We start from the raw sequence: 17,565 nt of genomic DNA, 5'->3' as shown, positions 1-17,565 counted from the left end.
TGTATCTGTCATGAGCACCGTCGAAGAACGTGTCAAGAAAATCGTGGTTGCGCAGCTCGGGGTCAAGGAAGAAGAGGTCAGCAACGAATCCTCGTTTGTCGACGATCTTGGCGCTGATTCACTCGATACCGTAGAACTGGTGATGGCGCTTGAAGAGGAGTTCGAGTGTGAAATCCCGGATGAGTCGGCCGAAAAGATCACAACCGTTCAGCAGGCCGTTGATTACATCAAATCCCAAGCCCCCGCATAAGTCATCCCCTGTCCGGGGCCGCTCCATCACGATGGCTGCGGCCTTTGGTTTTCACCTTGATAGACAACGAGGTTTAACGTGAGCAAACGTCGCGTGGTGGTTACGGGGCTTGGCATGGTGTCGCCCGTGGGGCTTAGCGTGCAGGAGTCATGGGGCAACATACTCGCCGGCAGGAGTGGCATTGCGCCCATCACCCACTTTGACGTCTCGGCGTTCCCCACCCGGTTTGGCGGCAGCGTGAAAAACTTTGACCCCGCCCTCTACATTCCCGCCAAAGATATCAAGAAGATGGATCCCTTTATCCATTATGGCATTGCCGCAGCGAAAGAGGCGGTAAACGACGCAGGACTGGTGGTGACCGAGGCCAATGCAGATCGCATCGGCGTAGCTATCGGCTCGGGTATCGGCGGCCTGCCCGGCATTGAGAAGGGTCACAGTGCCTATCTCGAGGGGGGGCCACGCAAGATCTCACCCTTCTTTGTGCCCAGCAACATCATCAATATGATTTCCGGCCATGTGTCGATCATGTATGGCATGAAAGGGCCCAACATTGCTATCGTCACCGCATGCTCCACCGGCTCGCACAACATCGGCGAGGCTGGCCGCATCATCGAATACGGCGATGCCGACGTCATGGTCGCGGGCGGTGCCGAGATGGCGACCTCACCCACCGGGCTGGGTGGCTTTTGCTCGGCACGGGCATTGTCGCAACGCAACGATGATCCGGTGACCGCCAGCCGTCCGTGGGACAGGGATCGTGATGGGTTTGTGTTGGGAGACGGCGCCGGTGTGCTGGTGCTGGAAGAATATGAGCATGCCAGGCGCCGTGGTGCCAGAATCTATGCGGAGCTGGGCGGGTATGGCATGAGCGGTGACGGCTACCATATGACGCTGCCGGCCGAGGGTGGCGAGGGCGCCAAACGTTGCATGCAGTCCGCGTTGCGCAACGCCGCTGTTGCGCCTGCAGCAGTCGACTACGTAAACGCCCACGGTACCTCGACACCGGCCGGTGACAAGGCCGAAACACTGGCCATCAAGAGTGCCTTTGGCGATCACGCCCGCAAGCTTGCGATCAGTTCCACCAAGTCCATGACCGGACATTTGCTGGGTGCGGCCGGTGGCATCGAGGCTGTGTTCAGTGTGTTGGCGCTGCGCGACCAGGTTGCGCCGCCCACCATCAATCTGCTCACGCCCGATCCGGCATGCGATCTGGACTATGTACCAGACACTGCGCGCCAGATGAAGGTTGATGTTGTATTGTCGAACTCCTTCGGCTTTGGCGGCACCAACTGTACGCTGGTGTTCAGCCGCCCGCGCTGACACGGCAACGGCCGGGTACGGGATGGCCGCGCATTACCTGCTCGAGGGCGATTGTGACCTGTTGGCGCTGCATGCTGCCCAACCGGCACGCTACCCCAGTTTGCTGGAGAGCGTGGTGCATGGCACGGCCTCCGCGCGCTTCGACATCCTGTTCGCCTTCCCCGGTGCCACCCTGGAGTTGACAACCCTGACCACGCTGCGCGGCATGGCGGTGGAGGGCGTGGATTTTCTCGCGCAACTGGATCGCTGGTGGGGTGCGGAACACAGTTCAGAGGATCACACTGAGCGCGCGTTGCCGTTCCGCGGTGGCTGGTTTGTTTATCTGGGGTATGAGTTGGCCGCCCAGATAGAGCCGGGTTTGTGTCTGCCTGAAGGCGAAACCGGCCTGCCCGTGGCCTACGCCACGCGTATCCCGGCAGCAATCATCCGTGATCACCACAGTCAAAGTGTTCACCTGATTGCAGAGCAGGGTGGTGAGGGTTTGTTGGCGCAGATGCGCGAGGATATCGCCACGCTTGCGGCGAGTGAGATAGCTGAGGTCGCAGCACCGGTAATCGCATTGCAGGAAGATGCGCCGCAGGAGTTTTTGGAGGGTGTTGCCTGCATTCTGGAGTATATCCGCGAAGGCGATGTGTTTCAGGTGAATCTGTCGCGCGCATGGCAGGGTGAGGCCAGGCAGGACATCAGCGCCGCACAACTCTACCGGCGCCTGCGCGCCTGCAATCCGTCGCCCTTCGCAGGTCTCGCCCTGTATGGGGCCAGTGCCATCATCAGTTCATCACCGGAGCGGCTGGTCAAGGTGCAGGATGGCGTCATCGAGACCCGGCCTATCGCGGGCACACAGCCAAGGCGGGAAAATCACGCGCTGGACCAGCCGGACACCAGCGCGCTGCTGCATCATCCAAAAGAGCGCGCCGAGCACATCATGCTGATTGATCTGGAGCGCAATGACCTTGGTCGCGTCTGTGTGCCGGGGAGCGTGCAGGTAGATGAACTCATGAGCATTGAAAGCTACGCCCACGTACATCATATAGTCTCTGCTGTGCGTGGGCGGCTACGTCCCTCCATTACGCCGGGCGAGGTGATGCGTGCCATGTTTCCCGGCGGCACCATCACGGGTTGCCCGAAGGTGCGTTGTATGGAGATCATCGCCGAGCTGGAGCGCACACCGCGCGGCGCATACACCGGCGCCATGGGCTACCTCAACCACAACGGCGACATGGACTTCAATATATTGATACGTACCCTGGTCAAGACGGATACCGCCATCAGCCTGCGGGCCGGTGCCGGTATCGTCGCCGACTCGAATCCACAACGGGAGCTGGAAGAGACGCGCGCCAAGGCGCGCGGCCTGCTGCACGCACTGGGTGGCGCGCCATGATGCTGGTCAATGGCATACCTGCAGCACAGGTAAGCGCGCAGGATCGCGGCTTGCATTATGGCGATGGCGTATTCGAGACGCTGGCCGTGCGCGAGGGCAGGCCGCTGCTGTGGCAGAGACATATGCAGCGGCTGCACGCGGGGTGCGCCAGGCTCGGCATTCCTGCACCCGCAGATACATTACTTGCGGCTGAGGCAGAACAGGTCTGTGCCGGTGCTGTACATGCTGTGCTGAAAATTATTGTGACACGGGGTGAGGGCGCACGCGGCTACCGCACCGTGCCGCCGGTGCATGCAACGCGGCTGGTCGCGTTATATCCATGGCCCGACTGGCCGGAAGCAAACGCACAGCACGGGGTACGGGCGCGAGTGTGTGATACCCGTCTGGCACGCAATCCGGCGCTGGCCGGTATCAAGCATTTAAATCGTCTGGAGCAGGTGCTTGCCCGCAACGAATGGCAGGATGCCGGCATTGCCGAGGGGCTGATGCTCGACACCACAGATCACGTGATCGAAGGCACCATGAGTAATCTGTTTGTGGTGATGCACAATCGGCTCCGGACGCCGGAGATCGACAGCTGCGGTATCGCAGGCATCATGCGCGGTGCGATTGTAGAGCTTGCTGCCCGTCATTCCATCGCCTGCGAAATTACCGCACTCAGCCTGCAACAGCTGCGTGAGGCCGATGAAATATTTCTCTGCAACAGCCTCATGGCGGTGTGGCCGGTGCGTGAGCTTGATGGTGTACACTACGCGCCGGGGCCGCTCACGCAGCGTGTTGCGGCCTATGTGAATGAAATGATGAAATCATGCCAGGCAGACTTCTGAAATTATTGAGCGCCACCCTGCTCGTGCTGTTACTCGCTGCTGCTGTGGCGGGGGGCATGGCCTACCGTAATTTCATAAGTACGCCGCTCAACATAGAGGGTTCGGGTCTGACGTATGAAGTTGCAGTCGGCATGACACTGAAGATAATCGCACAGGATTTGCAACAACGCGGGGTGTTGTCACATGCACCGTATCTTGTTTGGTTGTCCTATCTTGGCAGCAAACAACACAGTGTGCGGGCGGGCGAGTACGTGCTGGAGCCTGGTACGACGCCGCCGCAACTGCTGGAGCAGCTGGCGCTGGGCAAGGTGACTGGTCATGCCCTCACGCTGGTGGAGGGCTGGACCTTTCGTCAGGTGCTGGAGGCCGTGGCACGTAACGAGAAGCTGGAGCACACGCTGACTGGACTATCGGATGCAGAGGTCATGTCGCGGCTGGGATTTTCTGGACAGCACCCTGAGGGACGCTTTTACCCGGATACCTATCACTTCCCCAAGGGAGCCAGCGATGCCGATTTTCTGAAGCGCGCGTATCGCGCGATGGAGCGACATCTGCAGGCAGCATGGGAGGGCCGCAGTGCAGACCTGCCCTTGAATACACCGGAGGAGGCCCTGATACTTGCCTCCATCGTGGAAAAGGAAACGGGTCTCGCCAGTGAACGACCACTGGTTGCAGGTGTATTCGTGAGGCGCATGCGTATCGGCATGGCGTTACAAACCGATCCGACCGTCATATATGGGTTGGGCGACAGTTTCGACGGCAACCTGCGACGCAGTGATCTGACAGCCGACACACCTTACAATACCTATACCCGCGGTGGCTTGCCCCCAACACCCATCGCCATGCCGGGGCTGGACGCTATCCGTGCCGTGCTTCATCCGGCCGAGGGTGACGCACTGTTCTTCGTCGCACGCGGGGATGGCGGGCATGTATTTTCCGCTACACTGGCAGAACACAATCGTGCAGTGTACAAATATCAAATCAATGGCGCAGCGCGCAAAAAGGCGGCACAGGAATGACGGCTCGATTTATTACTGTGGAAGGCATAGAGGGCGCCGGCAAAAGCAGCAATATCGCCTTCATCAAGCAACAATTGCTGGCTGCCAACAAAGATATCGTTGTCACACGTGAGCCCGGCGGTACGCCGCTCGGTGAGCAGATTCGTGACGTACTGCTCAGCCACCGCAATGACGGCATGGCGGTGGATACCGAACTGCTGTTGATGTTTGCCGCGCGCGCCGAGCATCTCGCCTGCGTGATTCGTCCGGCACTCGATGCCGGGCAATGGGTATTGTGCGACCGCTTCACCGAAGCCACCTATGCCTATCAGGGTGGGGGCCGGGGCATTCCGGAGCAGCGTATCGCTGCCCTGGAAGAATGGTTGCAGGGGCCGCTGCGACCAGATTTGACGCTGCTGCTCGATGTACCACCTGCACTGGGGCTGGAGCGTGCGGGCCGCCGTAATGTCAATCTGGATCGCTTCGAGAGCGAACAGCTGGCCTTTTTCGAGCGTGTGCGCGCCGACTATCTGCGCCAGGCCGAGTTGTACCGTGACCGCTACTGCGTGATTGATGCCGCACAGGAGTTGAGCGTCGTGCAGGCGTGTATCAGTCAGGCGCTGGATGGGATTCTGCATGCCTGAGGATAAGGTCGCACAGGCGTTGCGACCACTGCCCTGGCAGCAGGTGCTGTGGGCAGACATGCAGGCACGCAAGTCACTATTGCGGCTGCCACATGCGTTGCTGATGTGTGGTATCGAAGGAGTCGGCAAGCGCCACTTCGCAGATATTTTTACCCAGGCGCTGTTGTGTACCCGGCCCGGCCCCGAAGGCCAGGCCTGTCAGGTCTGTGATGCCTGCCACTGGTTCCAGGCCGGCACGCATCCGGACTATCGACTGCTGGCGCCGGCAGAGGAGGGCCGCGCCATACTGATCGACCAGATTCGCGAATTGAATGCCTACTTTGCGCTCAAGAGCCATCACGGTGGATACAAAATAGCAGTCATAGAACCCGCCGACAGCATGAACGGTGCTGCCGCCAATGCCCTGCTCAAAACCCTGGAAGAGCCTGCTCCGTACACACTGCTGCTTTTAATTACCCAGCGGCCCAGTCGGCTGCCAGCCACGGTTCGCAGTCGCTGTCAGAGATTGACAATCACACCGCCCCCGGCACAACAGGCCTTGCCTTGGCTGCGCGAACGGCTGGATACGGCAGCTGATGCGGCGCTGTTACTGACGCTGGCCGGAGGTGCTCCGCTCCGGGCACTTGATCTTGCGCAGGGTGACATTTGCGGACAACGTATCACACTGCTAGAGGATCTGGAGAGTATGCAGCAGGGGCAGAGTGATCCGGTGATCTGTGCGGCTGCATGGATGGAGCGGGGGGCGGCCTCCTCGCTGGAGTGGCTGTATGGCTATATCATCGACATGATTCGTCTGCAATCTGTGCCTCAACCACCACGGCTGAGAAATCCGGATATGCGCGACCGGCTGCAGCGTATTGCGGCGCGTATCGGGCAGTTTACACTGTATCAGCACCTCGACTGCGCAGTTGAGGGGTTACGGCTGCTGTCGACGCAGGTCAACTCCCAGGTGCTGCTTGAGGAAATTCTGGTCGGGTGGGCGCCGATGACCACAAAACCAGCTGTTGCCTAGGTGGCATATGTTAGTAGCCATGCTCATTTGCAGCTATAGTTGGGAGTGGCGGCGCGTTGAGGTAGCATATGATGATGGAGATCACAAAACCCGCAGTGCCTGCAGTGGGCCGACAAGGCATCATGTCTTTGTCGCTTAAAGACAAAGGCTCGCTGTACGCTGCTTACATGCCATTCATAAAAAACGGCGGGTTGTTTATACCAACCCCTAAAACCTATCAACTGGGTGACGAGGTATTCATCCTGCTTACGCTCATGGATGAGAGTGAGAAGATTCCGGTCGCAGGACGTATCATCTGGTCTACGCCGAAGGGCGCACAGGGTAATCGCCCTGCAGGGATAGGGGTGCAGTTCAGTGACATGGATGGTGGCGCCACGCGTAACAAGATTGAGGGTTATCTGGGCGGGTTGTTGCAGGCCGAACGCGCAACGCACACCTTGTAAGCTGCTGGCATGCTGACTGATTCCCACTGCCATCTCGACCGGCTGGATCTTGCCGCGCTGGGTGCAGATCTTGAACATGTGCTTCAAGCTGCCCAACAACAGGGCGTGGAGCGCATGCTGAGCGTCTGCGTCAATCTTGAGACTTTTCCCGCTGTGCTGTCCATCGCAGAACGCTATCCCTACATCTATGCCTCAGTCGGGGTGCATCCCGATGAGCGTGAATGCCACGAACCATCCGTGGATGAACTGTGTGAACTCGCGCAGCATCCCAAGATCGTTGCCATCGGTGAAACGGGGCTGGATTACTTCCACTGCAAGGGCGATGTCGGCTGGCAGCAGGAGCGGTTCCGCACTCACATCCGGGCGGCGCTGCGCGCGGGCAAGCCATTGATCGTACACAGCCGTGAAGCCAAGGCAGACACTATCCGAATTCTCCAGGAGGAAGGCGCCGAGCGGATTGGCGGCGTAATGCATTGCTTCACCGAAGACTGGGAAATGGCCCAACAAGCACTGTGCCTCAACTTCTATATCTCTTTCTCAGGCATCGTCACCTTCAAGAATGCGCAACAACTGCGCGATGTGGCCCTGAAAATGCCGTTGGACCGCATGCTGATAGAGACAGACTCCCCGTATCTCGCGCCGGTACCCCATCGCGGCAAAACCAACCAACCCGCTTACGTGAAGCACGTGGCTGAATGTATAGCCGGTCTGCGCTCGCTACCTCCATCTGCGGTAGAGGAGGCCACATCTGCCAACTTTACCGCCTTGTTTAAATCTGCCCAGATGGCGCAAGAGCTTTAAAGCTGAACTTTCAGCCCCGCTACGGGACAGAGCATGTGGGCTGGGCACAATCAACATCTGGCAATATCAAGGAGAATCACATGAAGCTGCTTAAAACTACGCTGATGAGTACTACACTAATCCTGTCCGGTGCCGTATACGCCGGTCCGGGCCACGGCACAGATGGGCACGAAGGCATGGTGGACATGCAAGGTATGAGTCATGACAAGATGTCAGAAGGCACGGTCAAGAAGATCAATCCTGACGCAGGTAAAATCATGATTGAACATGGCCCTCTGTACACCCTCAATATGCCGGCCATGACCATGGTGTTCCTCGTGCAGGATAGATCACTGCTTGATCAGGTGAGCGTGGGCGACAAGATTAACTTCATTGCCGAAAATATCGACGGCAAACCGACAGTCACCAAGCTCGAACCTGCAAAATAAAAAACCCATGCGCATTTCAGGCGGCTCAGAGACTACTTGATAGCCATAACTGTTCCTCTTGAGAAGGGCGGAAATGGCCCGGTAAGAGTCTGAAACTGTTCCGCGAAGTCCTGAATTGACTTCGCATAATGTATATTATGTTAAATTATAAAGCAGGTGAGAAATCACCGCTAAGCCTTTTGGTGGTCTGCTGTGTCAGAGGCCGCTACCTTACCCTCTCCCCAACTCTAGAGAACAGCAGCCCAAGGTCATGCGCAGAGAACGACGTAGGATCAGGGTTTTCGGCCCTACGATAGGTGGGTCTCGGGAATAGCGGATGATTGCGCTTGGCGGGTGCAGCTACACCGCTAGCGAGATAGTGACCTGAGGGGGGTTATACCTGAATTATATTTAGACTTACTTTTTTGGCGCCTGCTTTCTTCTGGGAACTGTTCTTTTACGAACTGGCCTCACATTTCTTTTTGCAGCATCATTGCGCGCTGCAAGCTTATGCTTAGATATTAATTCCTCAGCTAAAATGAGATCAGCATTGATAATTCCTGCTGCTTTGGCAACTGCAATTTTTGCTTCAGTAGAATGCAGATCAGTTGGTACAGATAACAACTCCCGAATGGCCTCTGACAGCGCAGCCTCTGCTGTATGTTTAAGTTTTGTACCTTTAGAGTTTTTATAAAGCGCTAGGAAGGCATCAACAATTGGCTTAACAAGGGCCGCTTCAATTCCGCTAGGCATGTTATCTCCTAAAGAATCCTAAAGAGATGCGTCAGTTTTGACCGTAGGTTTGCATAATATATAGGTATTTAAGGAAGTTAGCAGCCCCTAATAAAAAATGGCCAACAGGCGGGTAACCGGTGCGTTCTGCGAGCGTGACGTATCTCCTCAAGCATCTTGCTATGCCGTGCAGGTGCAGGCGAAGTGCGGATCAAACGACAGTCGCAGGGGTATAAGGCGTACAATGTGGGGCTGTATTTAGCTGCTGCTCATGCGGCCAAGGCAACGCACCCATGGAGATTGGCAAAGCAGCACCCTACTCCGGCCTGACCCCGGATTGCGTGCTGGATGCGCTGGAGAGTGTCGGCTTCAGAGGTGACGGCCGTCTTCTCGCACTGAACAGCTATGAAAATCGTGTTTATCAGGTGGGGATGGAGGACGGGGTTACGCGGGTGGCGAAATTCTACCGCCCCGAGCGCTGGACGGATGCCGCCATCCTCGAAGAACACGCCTTCGTGCAGGAGCTCACCGGGCACGAGATTCCCGTTGTCGCACCGCTGGCGCTGGCCGACGGCAAGACGCTGCACAACTTCGGCGACTTTCGTTTTGCCGTCTATCCGCGACAAAGTGGCCGCGCGCCGGAGTTCGATGATGGAACCACCTTGGAATGGATGGGGCGCTTCATCGGGCGTATACATGCGGTCGGCCGTGTGCGGCCATTTCAGGCTCGACCCACCCTGGATATTGTGAGCTTTGGCGAAGAGCCACGCGACTATCTGCTGTCACAGGCGTTTATACCCGATGATCTTATGGCTGCCTGGCAAAGCATCATAGAACAGGCGTTGGAGGGTGTGCGCCGCTGTTACGAGCGTGCGGGCAAACTAGAGTATTTACGGCTGCATGGTGACTGCTATGCGGGCAACGTACTGTGGGCGGCTGACGGACCGCATTTCGTCGATTTTGATGACAGCCGCATGGGGCCCGCCGTGCAGGATTTGTGGATGCTGCTTTCCGGTGATCGCGCCTCGATGCAGCGCCAACTCGCTGACGTGCTGGCCGGCTACGAGGGTTTCAGCGAATTTGATCTCCGCGAGCTGCATCTGCTTGAGGCCTTGCGCACACTGCGCCTGATCCATTATGCGGCATGGCTGGCGCGGCGCTGGGACGACCCCGCCTTTCCCGTGGCCTTCCCCTGGTTCAATACCCAGCGCTACTGGCAGGATCGTATTCTGGAGTTGCGCGAGCAAGTGGCACTCATGGATGAGGCACCGCTCATGCATGTGTAAACAGGTATGAGCGCAAATGACGCAAAAATGGTGTAGGATTTATACCAGCGTTTTGAAGTGCATCTGATTTCAGCTTAATCAAGGAAAACATCATGTTCTTAAAGCACAAAAAAACATGCGATATGGTAGAGATTATCGATGTGGATGCTCTCTTCGATCCGTGCAAATCGTCGTTACGTGGACGCTTTCACGCCGGTGAAGAAATGCCAGAGCCAGAATTATTTGACAAGAGTGATCTCGTATTTCCTTCCGACGAGAAATTACCACGCTGCTGGATAGATCCGCAATACCGCAGCGCGGCCATCATGTGATAGGAGGTGTTTGCATGTCCTCCAGGGTGTTTTTCATTGAAAAGGCAGTCATCATTGCGTGACGGCCATACGTAGTACATTTGATCACCTTCCCTTTCGCGCTGCTACCCACCCGGCCTGCGGACATAAATCAGCACTACCAGTATCACGAGGGAAATAATCCAGATCACAATATAGGCCCTGGTAGACTGGTGCGCCTTCGCCTTCTCCACCCAGGTGCGGGGTCGCAATCCCTGCGCCAGAAAACGATCTTTGCCACCAGATTTACGCAGACCACGTTCACTGCCAGCAATATGCCAGCACAGAAGGCAGGCCGGTTGTGAGTGACAACACAGCGGCGGCTCCTGATGCCAGTGCGAGCGCGATAGAATCCAGGCCCACAGCCGTGCGTGACAGCAGCTCATGGCTATAGATGCTTGAGGAAGACAGCACGCCAATCAGGATTGACATACCGATGGCCAGCCCCAGCCCGGCCGCGTTGGTGAGTGGGAACGCCTGATCAGGTGGGGTATCGCCCGCACCAATGAGCACGGCGACATTATCTTCTATCAATCCGATCGCAGCTACGACCGTTGAAAAGATTACCAGCAGTAAATAGTTGCGATTCAGGCGTGCATTTTTTTCGATCTCCTCATCTAGGGACTCGCGTGATGCAATTACGGAGCGTGTTTTTTCCTCGTCGGCATTGACTGGCGGACGCGGCAAATAGGCCTCAACCGGTGAGAGCGTGATCCGTAAAAGCCCCCGCACAAAGGAGTATACCGATTGCAGGCATGCCCTAGATGCCCATGTTGGACAAGGTGTTGCTGATGGTGTTGGCGATACTCACCAGGCGCGGGTGCGATTGCTCGAATTCACGCACAGAGGCCATCAAGCCATCGGTGGATAGCTTGGACAGATGCGGATTACGCACCTCCCTTACGGCCTCGTGTGAAGAAATATCAGCAAACCCCGCAATACTTTCAGCCTGCTCAGGGTGTGTTTTCGAAAGCTCCGTGATCTCGCTTTTAAGATCGGCGACCAGTTTTAGAAGGTCTTCCCTGCTGCCTTCATGCGCCAGTGTGGCCTGTCGGATTCTGTTTTCGATTCTGCTGATAGTGTCCTGAAGCATTGGTGCGCACTCCACGGGTTTCGCTGCGGACGCAGCGTTCTAGGAGTCATTATACCGATGTACGGCACGTTGCGTAACGTACGCTGTCGCTATTGCTTGCTTTATTTATCCTTGGCTGATGTTGGGCTTCACTAGTTCAGCCCAACCTGCCGTGCTAATTACAAGGATAGCAAGGGAACCCCTGAAAACCTGTAGTGTAGCGTGGCCGCCAAGGTATTTGCAGAGAAAATACCACCCCGCCCCACCCCCGACTGCTTTCGGAGTGCCCGTATTGGCCAATGTTGTGTTGGGCCGTAAACTTATGTCGCGCGATGAGCCATGGACGATGTGGGTGTACTGGCCTAGAATGAATCACTGGCAATGGATTATGTGGCGTTTGCGAGTGGGCAATTGGCCCGTAGCGAAGCAGTCTTTCGATCAACCTCAAGGTGGAGACTTAATCATGGAGAAATCACGTATTATTGCGGTACTGGCTGCCCTGCTGCTATTCCCGCCCCTTGCATGGTCAGATGAGGGACATCACCCCGACAACGATAAAAAACCCGCACCTGCCATGACAGATCAGAACCAACAGATGCAGATGGGCAGGATGCAGGAAAGTATGCTCAGGATGCATGAACAGATGCATAAAATCATGCAGTCCAGCGATGCCAAGGAACGCGATAAACTTATGCAAGAACATTCGAAGATGGTGCAGGACAACATGCGTATGATGCAGGGAATGATGGGCGGAGGAATGATGGGCGGAGGAATGATGGGTCGGGATGTGGGTGACAGCAAGATGGGCGGCGGGATGAAAGCTCAGTAAACACATACTGCACGCCGTAATACGCCGCGTAGTACCCATCTACGCCATGACATGGCAGACGGCGCAAGATTTGTTATAGGGGTAGCGGGCTGAACGTACTTTATATGATGGGTACACTGCTTATCCATCAATGCGAGCGTCTTGCGTCAGACAGAACCGCTCCCGGCTACTACGCCGCAGTCGGCTCTTGCTCCATTGCGGCGGTGTAACGGCCTTGGCGGGCGGCGCTGTTCAGGCGCGCGCGTTTATACAGCGCCTGCTGCACGAGGTCGCGGTTCTTCGCATCCCCGTGCCAGGCTGCCAGTGCTGGTGCCTGCAGGGCGCGTCCATAGGAAAAGCTCAAGACCCAAGGTTGCTTCACCGTGCCGATATTCATGGCATTGAGATTGGCAGTGGCCATTTGCTCGCTTTGGCCGCCGGAGAGAAAATTGATGCTCGGCATTGCCGCCGGCACCGTGCGCCGCAGGCAAGCCAGTGTTGCGGTCGCGACGTCGTCAGGCGTGGCCTGCTTCGCGCAATCGACACCGGGTACGACCATGTTGGGTTTGAGTAGCATGAGTTCCAGCGTGATGCGCTGTTGGTGAAGTGCATGGAACACGGTGTGCAACACCTCCTCACTGATTCGTGCGCAGGTCGCGATGTCGTGGTTGCCATCCATCAAAACCTCAGGCTCCACGATCGGCACCAGACCCTGTGCCTGACAAACTGCGGCATAGCGTGCCAGTGCCACCGCGTTCGCGGCGATCCCCTCCGGCGTGGGAATACCGACGCCGATGGGAATCACCGCACGCCACTTTGCAAAACGAGCGCCGAATTTCCTGTACTCTGCGAGTCGATCCGCCAGACCGTCAAGTCCCTGGGTGACTTTCTCGCCGGAAAACTCCGGCAATGCTACTGTGCCTTTATCCACTTTAATGCCGGGGACTATGCCCTGCTCCGTGAGCAGTTGCGGTAACGGTACACCCGTAGCGTTCGTTTGTTTCAGGGTTTCCTCGAACAGAATCACACCGCCTATGAATTCGCCAAGCCCGTGAGTGGTAAATAGTATTTCACGGTAATCGCGCCGACTATCCTCGGTGCAGGGCACACTCACGCTCTTGAAGCGTTTCTCGATGGTGCCAGTACTTTCGTCAGCGGCGAGTATCCCTTTGCCGGGCGCCGCCAATTCTGCCACAGTACGTTCCATTTCCTGGATAAATTTTTTCATATATGCCTTCTGGTACCGCTGGCTTTCGTCCAAGCATGCGTGCTGGTTACAGTGATTACTGTAGACGTTACGCTAGTGAACCCCTGTCACCTTCCGTTATGAACCCCGAGTAACCGAGTGATCCATTGGGGTGACCCTGCCCTTACACCGCTCAGATTTGTTTTGGTGCTCACGCACGGCCCGGCATCACCTCCGGGATGTGCTGTTTTCTCAGCTTGAAGTGCAGGTAAATGACAGCACTTAAAATCGCAGCAAAAAAACACCATACTGAAAAAAAGGCGACGGTATAGAATTCGTAGGCTACCATAAAAAGAAGCAGCGCCAGAACCCCGAAGACATTTACTATCCTGTGGCTCGAAAAGAACGAGCCAACGCACGTGGCCGCCAGGTAAAGAACCATCACCGGAACAGTATAAAAATGCAGTGAAACATAAACAATGTGCTCAGCAGCATTCGAGGTGACGGGATATCTGGCGATCATGTAAAGCAGGTATAAGCCGACTGCGACCCCGATGAACTGGAATACCCGTATCACTTTTTTACGCCAAGCCACATTTTCCACCAACCCGATGGAGAAAGGCACTAATATGGGCCACAAAACGTGCGAAAACAGCGTAAACGCATATGTCATGCTCACATTGAGCAAGGGAGCGTCGAATCGAAATGCGAGCCATAGCATACCCTCGATGATTTGCTGAACCCCGAATAAAAGTGGGATTAGCGCAAGCGGGATCTCCCTCTTTCGCTCCACCTTGGTTACAGTTGCCACACCAAGTATGGACAAAGAAGCTCCAGCGATAAAGCTTACCGTTGCCGAAAAGCACATTGAACAGGGCTCCTTGCTGGCGTTACCGTGATTGAGGGGTAACCCATCCAGTTAAGCAGCTTCTGGACAGCTTGGAAATAAGACGGAAAATCCTTCAAACCCAAACATGCCGACGCTCACCCGCTTGTCTGCCCGCTGCGCCGGCACCCCAATCATCCGGAGGCGGTGGGTTTAAGCCATTTCTGCGCAAAAACCTCAGCCGGTTCGGGGTGACCAAAGTAATAGCCCTGCGCCTCATCGCAACCCAGCGCCAGCAGGCTTTGCATTTGCGCCTCTTCCTCCACTCCTTCGGCAACCGTCCTGAGGCCGAGGGCGCGTGCCATGGCGATGATGGTGGCAACGATGGTGTAATCATTGCTGTCCTTTATCATGTCGCGCACAAAAGACATGTCAATCTTGAGCTTGTCCACCGGGAGGTGTTTGAGATACATAAGCGACGAGTGGCCGGTGCCGAAATCGTCTATTGAGAGCGAAAATCCCGCCGTCTTCAGAGCCCCCATCATCCCGATTGCCCGCTCCGGATTTTCCATCAGCCCACTCTCTGTGAGTTCCAGCGCAAGACAATTTGGTGTCAGCCCCGCCGCACGCACGATGACCCTTGTCTTGCTGACAAACTCGGCCTCTTCAAGCTGTTGTGCGGCGATATTGATGGCGAGCCGTCCGGGGGAATTCAGGCCGGTCTCCCGGACGGCTTTATTGACGGCGAGCTGCCCGGGGAAACTCAGGCCGGTCTCTTGCCAGGCCTTCAACTGGCGGCATGCCTCCTTCAGCACCCACTCTCCGAGCACCCCCATCATGCGCCGCTCTTCGGCAACCGGGATGAATTTCGCCGGGCTCACCCAGCCCCATTCGGGATCATTCCAGCGCAACAAGGCCTCGGCACTGGAGATGGCTTTTGTTTGCAGATTCACTATCGGCTGGTAATAGAGCTGTAACTGCCCAGCCTTCAGGGCGCGGCCCAGCCGCTGGGCAAGCTCCATGCGCTCGGCCAGTCCCGCGCTCATCTCCGGCTGATAGAAGCGGTAGCCGCCGCCTGCTGCCTTGGCGCGGTACATGGCAATGTCGGCCAGTTTAAGCAGGTCATCGGACGACTTTCCATCCTCAGGATAGAAGGCGATGCCGATGCTCGTCCCCACCGAAAAAGACTGCCCCCTCAACGTAAAGGGATCACCAAGCGCTTGCTGCAAACGTTCGGCGATTTGGACGGTGGAAGACTGATCGGATTCACCGGCAATGATGACGAACTCATCGCCGCCAAAGCGAGTAAGCGTGTCTGCCTGGCGCAGCACCCCCTGGAAGCGCCGCGCGACCTCGGTCAGCACTAGGTCGCCGGCATCGTGCCCCATGGTGTCGTTGATCTCCTTGAAGCGGTTGAGATCCATAAACAGGATAGCCACCCGCTGCCCGTGCCGTTCGGCATTGGCCAAAGTCTGATTCAGGCGATCCATGAACAGCGCCCGGTTGGGCAGCCCGGTCAGCGGGTCGTAGAAGGCGAGATGCTCGATGCGCGCCTCCTGATCCTTGCGTTCGGCGATATCGCTCATGATGCCGATGTAGTGGGTGACCACCCCTTTTTCATTGCGCACGGCGGCAAGCGACATCCACACGGGATGAATCTCGCCCGATTTGCGCCGGTTCCAGACTTCCCCTTGCCAGTGGCCATCTTTGGTAACGTGTTCCCATATCGCACGGAAGAAGGCCGTATCATGCCGTCCGGATCTCAGGATGCTTAACGTGTTCCCGATCACTGCTTCGGGCGCATAACCCGTCATCCGCGTGAAGGCCTGATTCGCGGTGATGACGCGCCGCTCCGTGTCCGTGATGACCACGGCATCGATGCTTTGCTCGAATACCACGGCGGCAAGGCGCAACTCCTCTTCGGCCCGCCTGCGCGCCGTGATGTCCTGGATGAGGGCTGCAAATACCGGTCGGGTTTCGTTGCGGGCGAAATGTATTCTTACCTCGACCGGATATAGGCTGCCATCTTTGCGCTTGTGCATGGTCTCAAACATTGTCAGGTCGGATATCCCCTGGCGCAGCGGCGTAACCAGATCCTCAAAGTTTTGCCGAGTGAGCAGTGGTTTGATATCCAGCGGTGTATGTGCTTTCATTTCCTCCATGGTATAGCCGAGATTGCGCAGTGCCCCTTGGTTGACTTGCAGAAAATTCAGCGTGTCGGCATCGAAGACGTAAATCTCGTTGGAGGAGCTATCGAGAATGCGGCCCAGGCGCGCGAGCATATCCTCTGTCTGTTTGTGCTCGGTGAAGTCCTCCACGACCACCAGCAGGCGTGCCGCTTCTGCAAGCTGGATTCCCGTGATGGTGAGGTGCAGCTGTTTTTTGCCCAGCACGCCATCAATGCCGTGCAAGGCCATCCTGCCGGCGAGGACGGCTTGCGCCTGTTGGCGCAAGCCGGGCAGTGGCAGGATGTCTTCGAGTTCGCGCCCGGAGACGTCCTCCCCGTCCTTCAGTCCGGATATCTCGCGGAAGGAGCGATTGACGCTTTGTACCTTGAGGGCGTTGTCTAGCACGATCAACCCAACGGGCAGGTTGGTAATGATGTCTTCGGCGTAGTGCTTGAGATCGAGGATGGCGCGCCGGTCGGCCTGGATATAGGTATCAATGGCAATCCCCATGTCCAGGAATACAATCTTCTGCAGCGCGTGGTAGGTGGCGAGAAACTTGTCCGGGTCGTCGCCAAGCAAGCGCCACAGTTCGGGCAGCAGCCCGGTAAGATACTTTCTGTAGGCGCCGAGGTACCATTTGGGTTCGAGTCCGATGCGCTGATGGGTGGCGCCTACGCGCAGACGGCTGAGGATATATTCGGAGTCATAGTGGCCTGCAGTCAGCTCGGTGAAGTAGGCCTCCTGGGACTGTTTCAGGCGTTTTATAGTATGGGGGTCGGAGATGAGGTGGTGGGTTTCCTCGAACTGGAGCAGCAGGGCGTAAAAATCGTCCACGAACCGCTGCGACGCATTTTGTAGACGTGGGTACAGCTCCGTGAGCAGTTTGACATCGGTCTGCTCGAACTCCAGGAATGCCTTGCGCTGGGCGATCTCTTGCGCGTCCATCCCGATCTCGCGGAGCAGCGTGGTGATGACTTCGTCTGTGGGCAATCGTTTCTTCATCGTGCCGTGACCCGGTTACTTATTCAAACGCATCGCGTCGGTTTCAGTGGTGGACAGGCAGTTTGTGTTTCGT

At 56.8% G+C, this 17,565-nt stretch carries 19 protein-coding genes; 13 read left to right on the top strand and 6 right to left on the bottom strand.

The window, feature by feature from the left end:
• Nucleotides 1-10 precede the first annotated feature (10 nt).
• The 10 genes from acpP (at nucleotide 11) to Q8L89_00820 (ending at nucleotide 8,104) form a co-directional block, all read left to right on the top strand.
• Nucleotides 11-250: an acyl carrier protein gene (gene acpP, locus Q8L89_00865; protein ID MDP1707618.1), complete on the top strand. Its 240-nt coding sequence runs from the start codon at nucleotides 11-13 to the stop codon at nucleotides 248-250.
• A gap of 78 nt (nucleotides 251-328) precedes the next feature.
• Nucleotides 329-1,570 carry a beta-ketoacyl-ACP synthase II gene (fabF, locus tag Q8L89_00860; protein ID MDP1707617.1) on the top strand — a complete coding sequence of 414 codons (1,242 nt, stop codon included), beginning with the start codon at nucleotides 329-331 and terminating at the stop codon, nucleotides 1,568-1,570.
• Nucleotides 1,571-1,592: 22 nt separating this feature from the next.
• A complete protein-coding gene (locus Q8L89_00855; protein MDP1707616.1) occupies nucleotides 1,593-2,951 on the top strand; it encodes an aminodeoxychorismate synthase component I in 1,359 nt (452 codons plus the stop codon).
• Nucleotides 2,948-3,778, top strand: a complete 831-nt coding sequence (pabC, locus tag Q8L89_00850) for an aminodeoxychorismate lyase (GenBank protein MDP1707615.1) — start codon at nucleotides 2,948-2,950, stop codon at nucleotides 3,776-3,778. Before Q8L89_00855 ends, pabC begins: the two co-directional genes overlap by 4 nt.
• On the top strand, nucleotides 3,760-4,797 hold the full coding sequence (gene mltG / locus Q8L89_00845; GenBank protein ID MDP1707614.1) for an endolytic transglycosylase MltG: 1,038 nt from the start codon (nucleotides 3,760-3,762) through the stop codon (nucleotides 4,795-4,797). Before pabC ends, mltG begins: the two co-directional genes overlap by 19 nt.
• Nucleotides 4,794-5,420 carry a dTMP kinase gene (gene tmk, locus Q8L89_00840; protein ID MDP1707613.1) on the top strand — a complete coding sequence of 209 codons (627 nt, stop codon included), beginning with the start codon at nucleotides 4,794-4,796 and terminating at the stop codon, nucleotides 5,418-5,420. Before mltG ends, tmk begins: the two co-directional genes overlap by 4 nt.
• Entirely contained in the window at nucleotides 5,413-6,432 is a 1,020-nt protein-coding gene (locus tag Q8L89_00835) for a DNA polymerase III subunit delta' (GenBank protein ID MDP1707612.1), read from the top strand. Before tmk ends, Q8L89_00835 begins: the two co-directional genes overlap by 8 nt.
• A 74-nt stretch (nucleotides 6,433-6,506) precedes the next feature.
• A complete protein-coding gene (locus Q8L89_00830) occupies nucleotides 6,507-6,875 on the top strand; it encodes a PilZ domain-containing protein (protein MDP1707611.1) in 369 nt (122 codons plus the stop codon).
• Nucleotides 6,876-6,884: 9 nt separating this feature from the next.
• Entirely contained in the window at nucleotides 6,885-7,676 is a 792-nt protein-coding gene (locus tag Q8L89_00825) for a TatD family hydrolase (GenBank protein ID MDP1707610.1), read from the top strand.
• A gap of 80 nt (nucleotides 7,677-7,756) precedes the next feature.
• Nucleotides 7,757-8,104, top strand: coding sequence for a copper-binding protein (locus Q8L89_00820; GenBank protein ID MDP1707609.1), 348 nt, complete (start codon nucleotides 7,757-7,759; stop codon nucleotides 8,102-8,104).
• Between the two features lie 396 nt (nucleotides 8,105-8,500).
• Here the strand turns inward: Q8L89_00820 and Q8L89_00815 are convergent, their stop codons facing one another.
• Complete coding sequence (locus tag Q8L89_00815) at nucleotides 8,501-8,836, bottom strand: hypothetical protein (protein MDP1707608.1); 336 nt, start codon at nucleotides 8,834-8,836, stop codon at nucleotides 8,501-8,503.
• 272 nt (nucleotides 8,837-9,108) lie between these two features.
• Between Q8L89_00815 and Q8L89_00810 the strand changes: the two genes are divergently transcribed.
• Nucleotides 9,109-10,101 carry a serine/threonine protein kinase gene (locus tag Q8L89_00810; GenBank protein MDP1707607.1) on the top strand — a complete coding sequence of 331 codons (993 nt, stop codon included), beginning with the start codon at nucleotides 9,109-9,111 and terminating at the stop codon, nucleotides 10,099-10,101.
• Between the two features lie 92 nt (nucleotides 10,102-10,193).
• Complete coding sequence (locus Q8L89_00805) at nucleotides 10,194-10,412, top strand: acetyltransferase (protein MDP1707606.1); 219 nt, start codon at nucleotides 10,194-10,196, stop codon at nucleotides 10,410-10,412.
• Between the two features lie 279 nt (nucleotides 10,413-10,691).
• On the opposite strand, the gene Q8L89_00800 is transcribed toward Q8L89_00805, so the two are convergent.
• Nucleotides 10,692-11,117, bottom strand: coding sequence for a DUF389 domain-containing protein (locus tag Q8L89_00800; GenBank protein ID MDP1707605.1), 426 nt, complete (start codon nucleotides 11,115-11,117; stop codon nucleotides 10,692-10,694).
• 73 nt (nucleotides 11,118-11,190) lie between these two features.
• Entirely contained in the window at nucleotides 11,191-11,523 is a 333-nt protein-coding gene (locus tag Q8L89_00795; GenBank protein MDP1707604.1) for a DUF4404 family protein, read from the bottom strand.
• A gap of 442 nt (nucleotides 11,524-11,965) precedes the next feature.
• Between Q8L89_00795 and Q8L89_00790 the strand changes: the two genes are divergently transcribed.
• Nucleotides 11,966-12,331: a hypothetical protein gene (locus Q8L89_00790; protein ID MDP1707603.1), complete on the top strand. Its 366-nt coding sequence runs from the start codon at nucleotides 11,966-11,968 to the stop codon at nucleotides 12,329-12,331.
• A 169-nt stretch (nucleotides 12,332-12,500) separates the two neighbouring features.
• On the opposite strand, the gene Q8L89_00785 is transcribed toward Q8L89_00790, so the two are convergent.
• The 3 genes from Q8L89_00785 to Q8L89_00775 all read right to left on the bottom strand — a co-directional run bounded on the left by Q8L89_00785 (nucleotide 12,501) and on the right by Q8L89_00775 (nucleotide 17,492).
• The gene (locus Q8L89_00785; protein ID MDP1707602.1) at nucleotides 12,501-13,538 is read right to left on the bottom strand and encodes a class I fructose-bisphosphate aldolase; all 1,038 of its coding nucleotides are present in this window, start codon (nucleotides 13,536-13,538) and stop codon (nucleotides 12,501-12,503) included.
• Between the two features lie 169 nt (nucleotides 13,539-13,707).
• Nucleotides 13,708-14,364, bottom strand: a complete 657-nt coding sequence (locus tag Q8L89_00780) for a hypothetical protein (GenBank protein MDP1707601.1) — start codon at nucleotides 14,362-14,364, stop codon at nucleotides 13,708-13,710.
• A 152-nt stretch (nucleotides 14,365-14,516) separates the two neighbouring features.
• The gene (locus Q8L89_00775) at nucleotides 14,517-17,492 is read right to left on the bottom strand and encodes an EAL domain-containing protein (protein MDP1707600.1); all 2,976 of its coding nucleotides are present in this window, start codon (nucleotides 17,490-17,492) and stop codon (nucleotides 14,517-14,519) included.
• Nucleotides 17,493-17,565: the final 73 nt, after the last annotated feature.

The organism is Gammaproteobacteria bacterium (genome assembly GCA_030680605.1).
GTDB lineage: Bacteria > Pseudomonadota > Gammaproteobacteria > SURF-13 > SURF-13 > JAQBXX01.
This window is presented reverse-complemented; position numbering and strand designations above follow the sequence as displayed.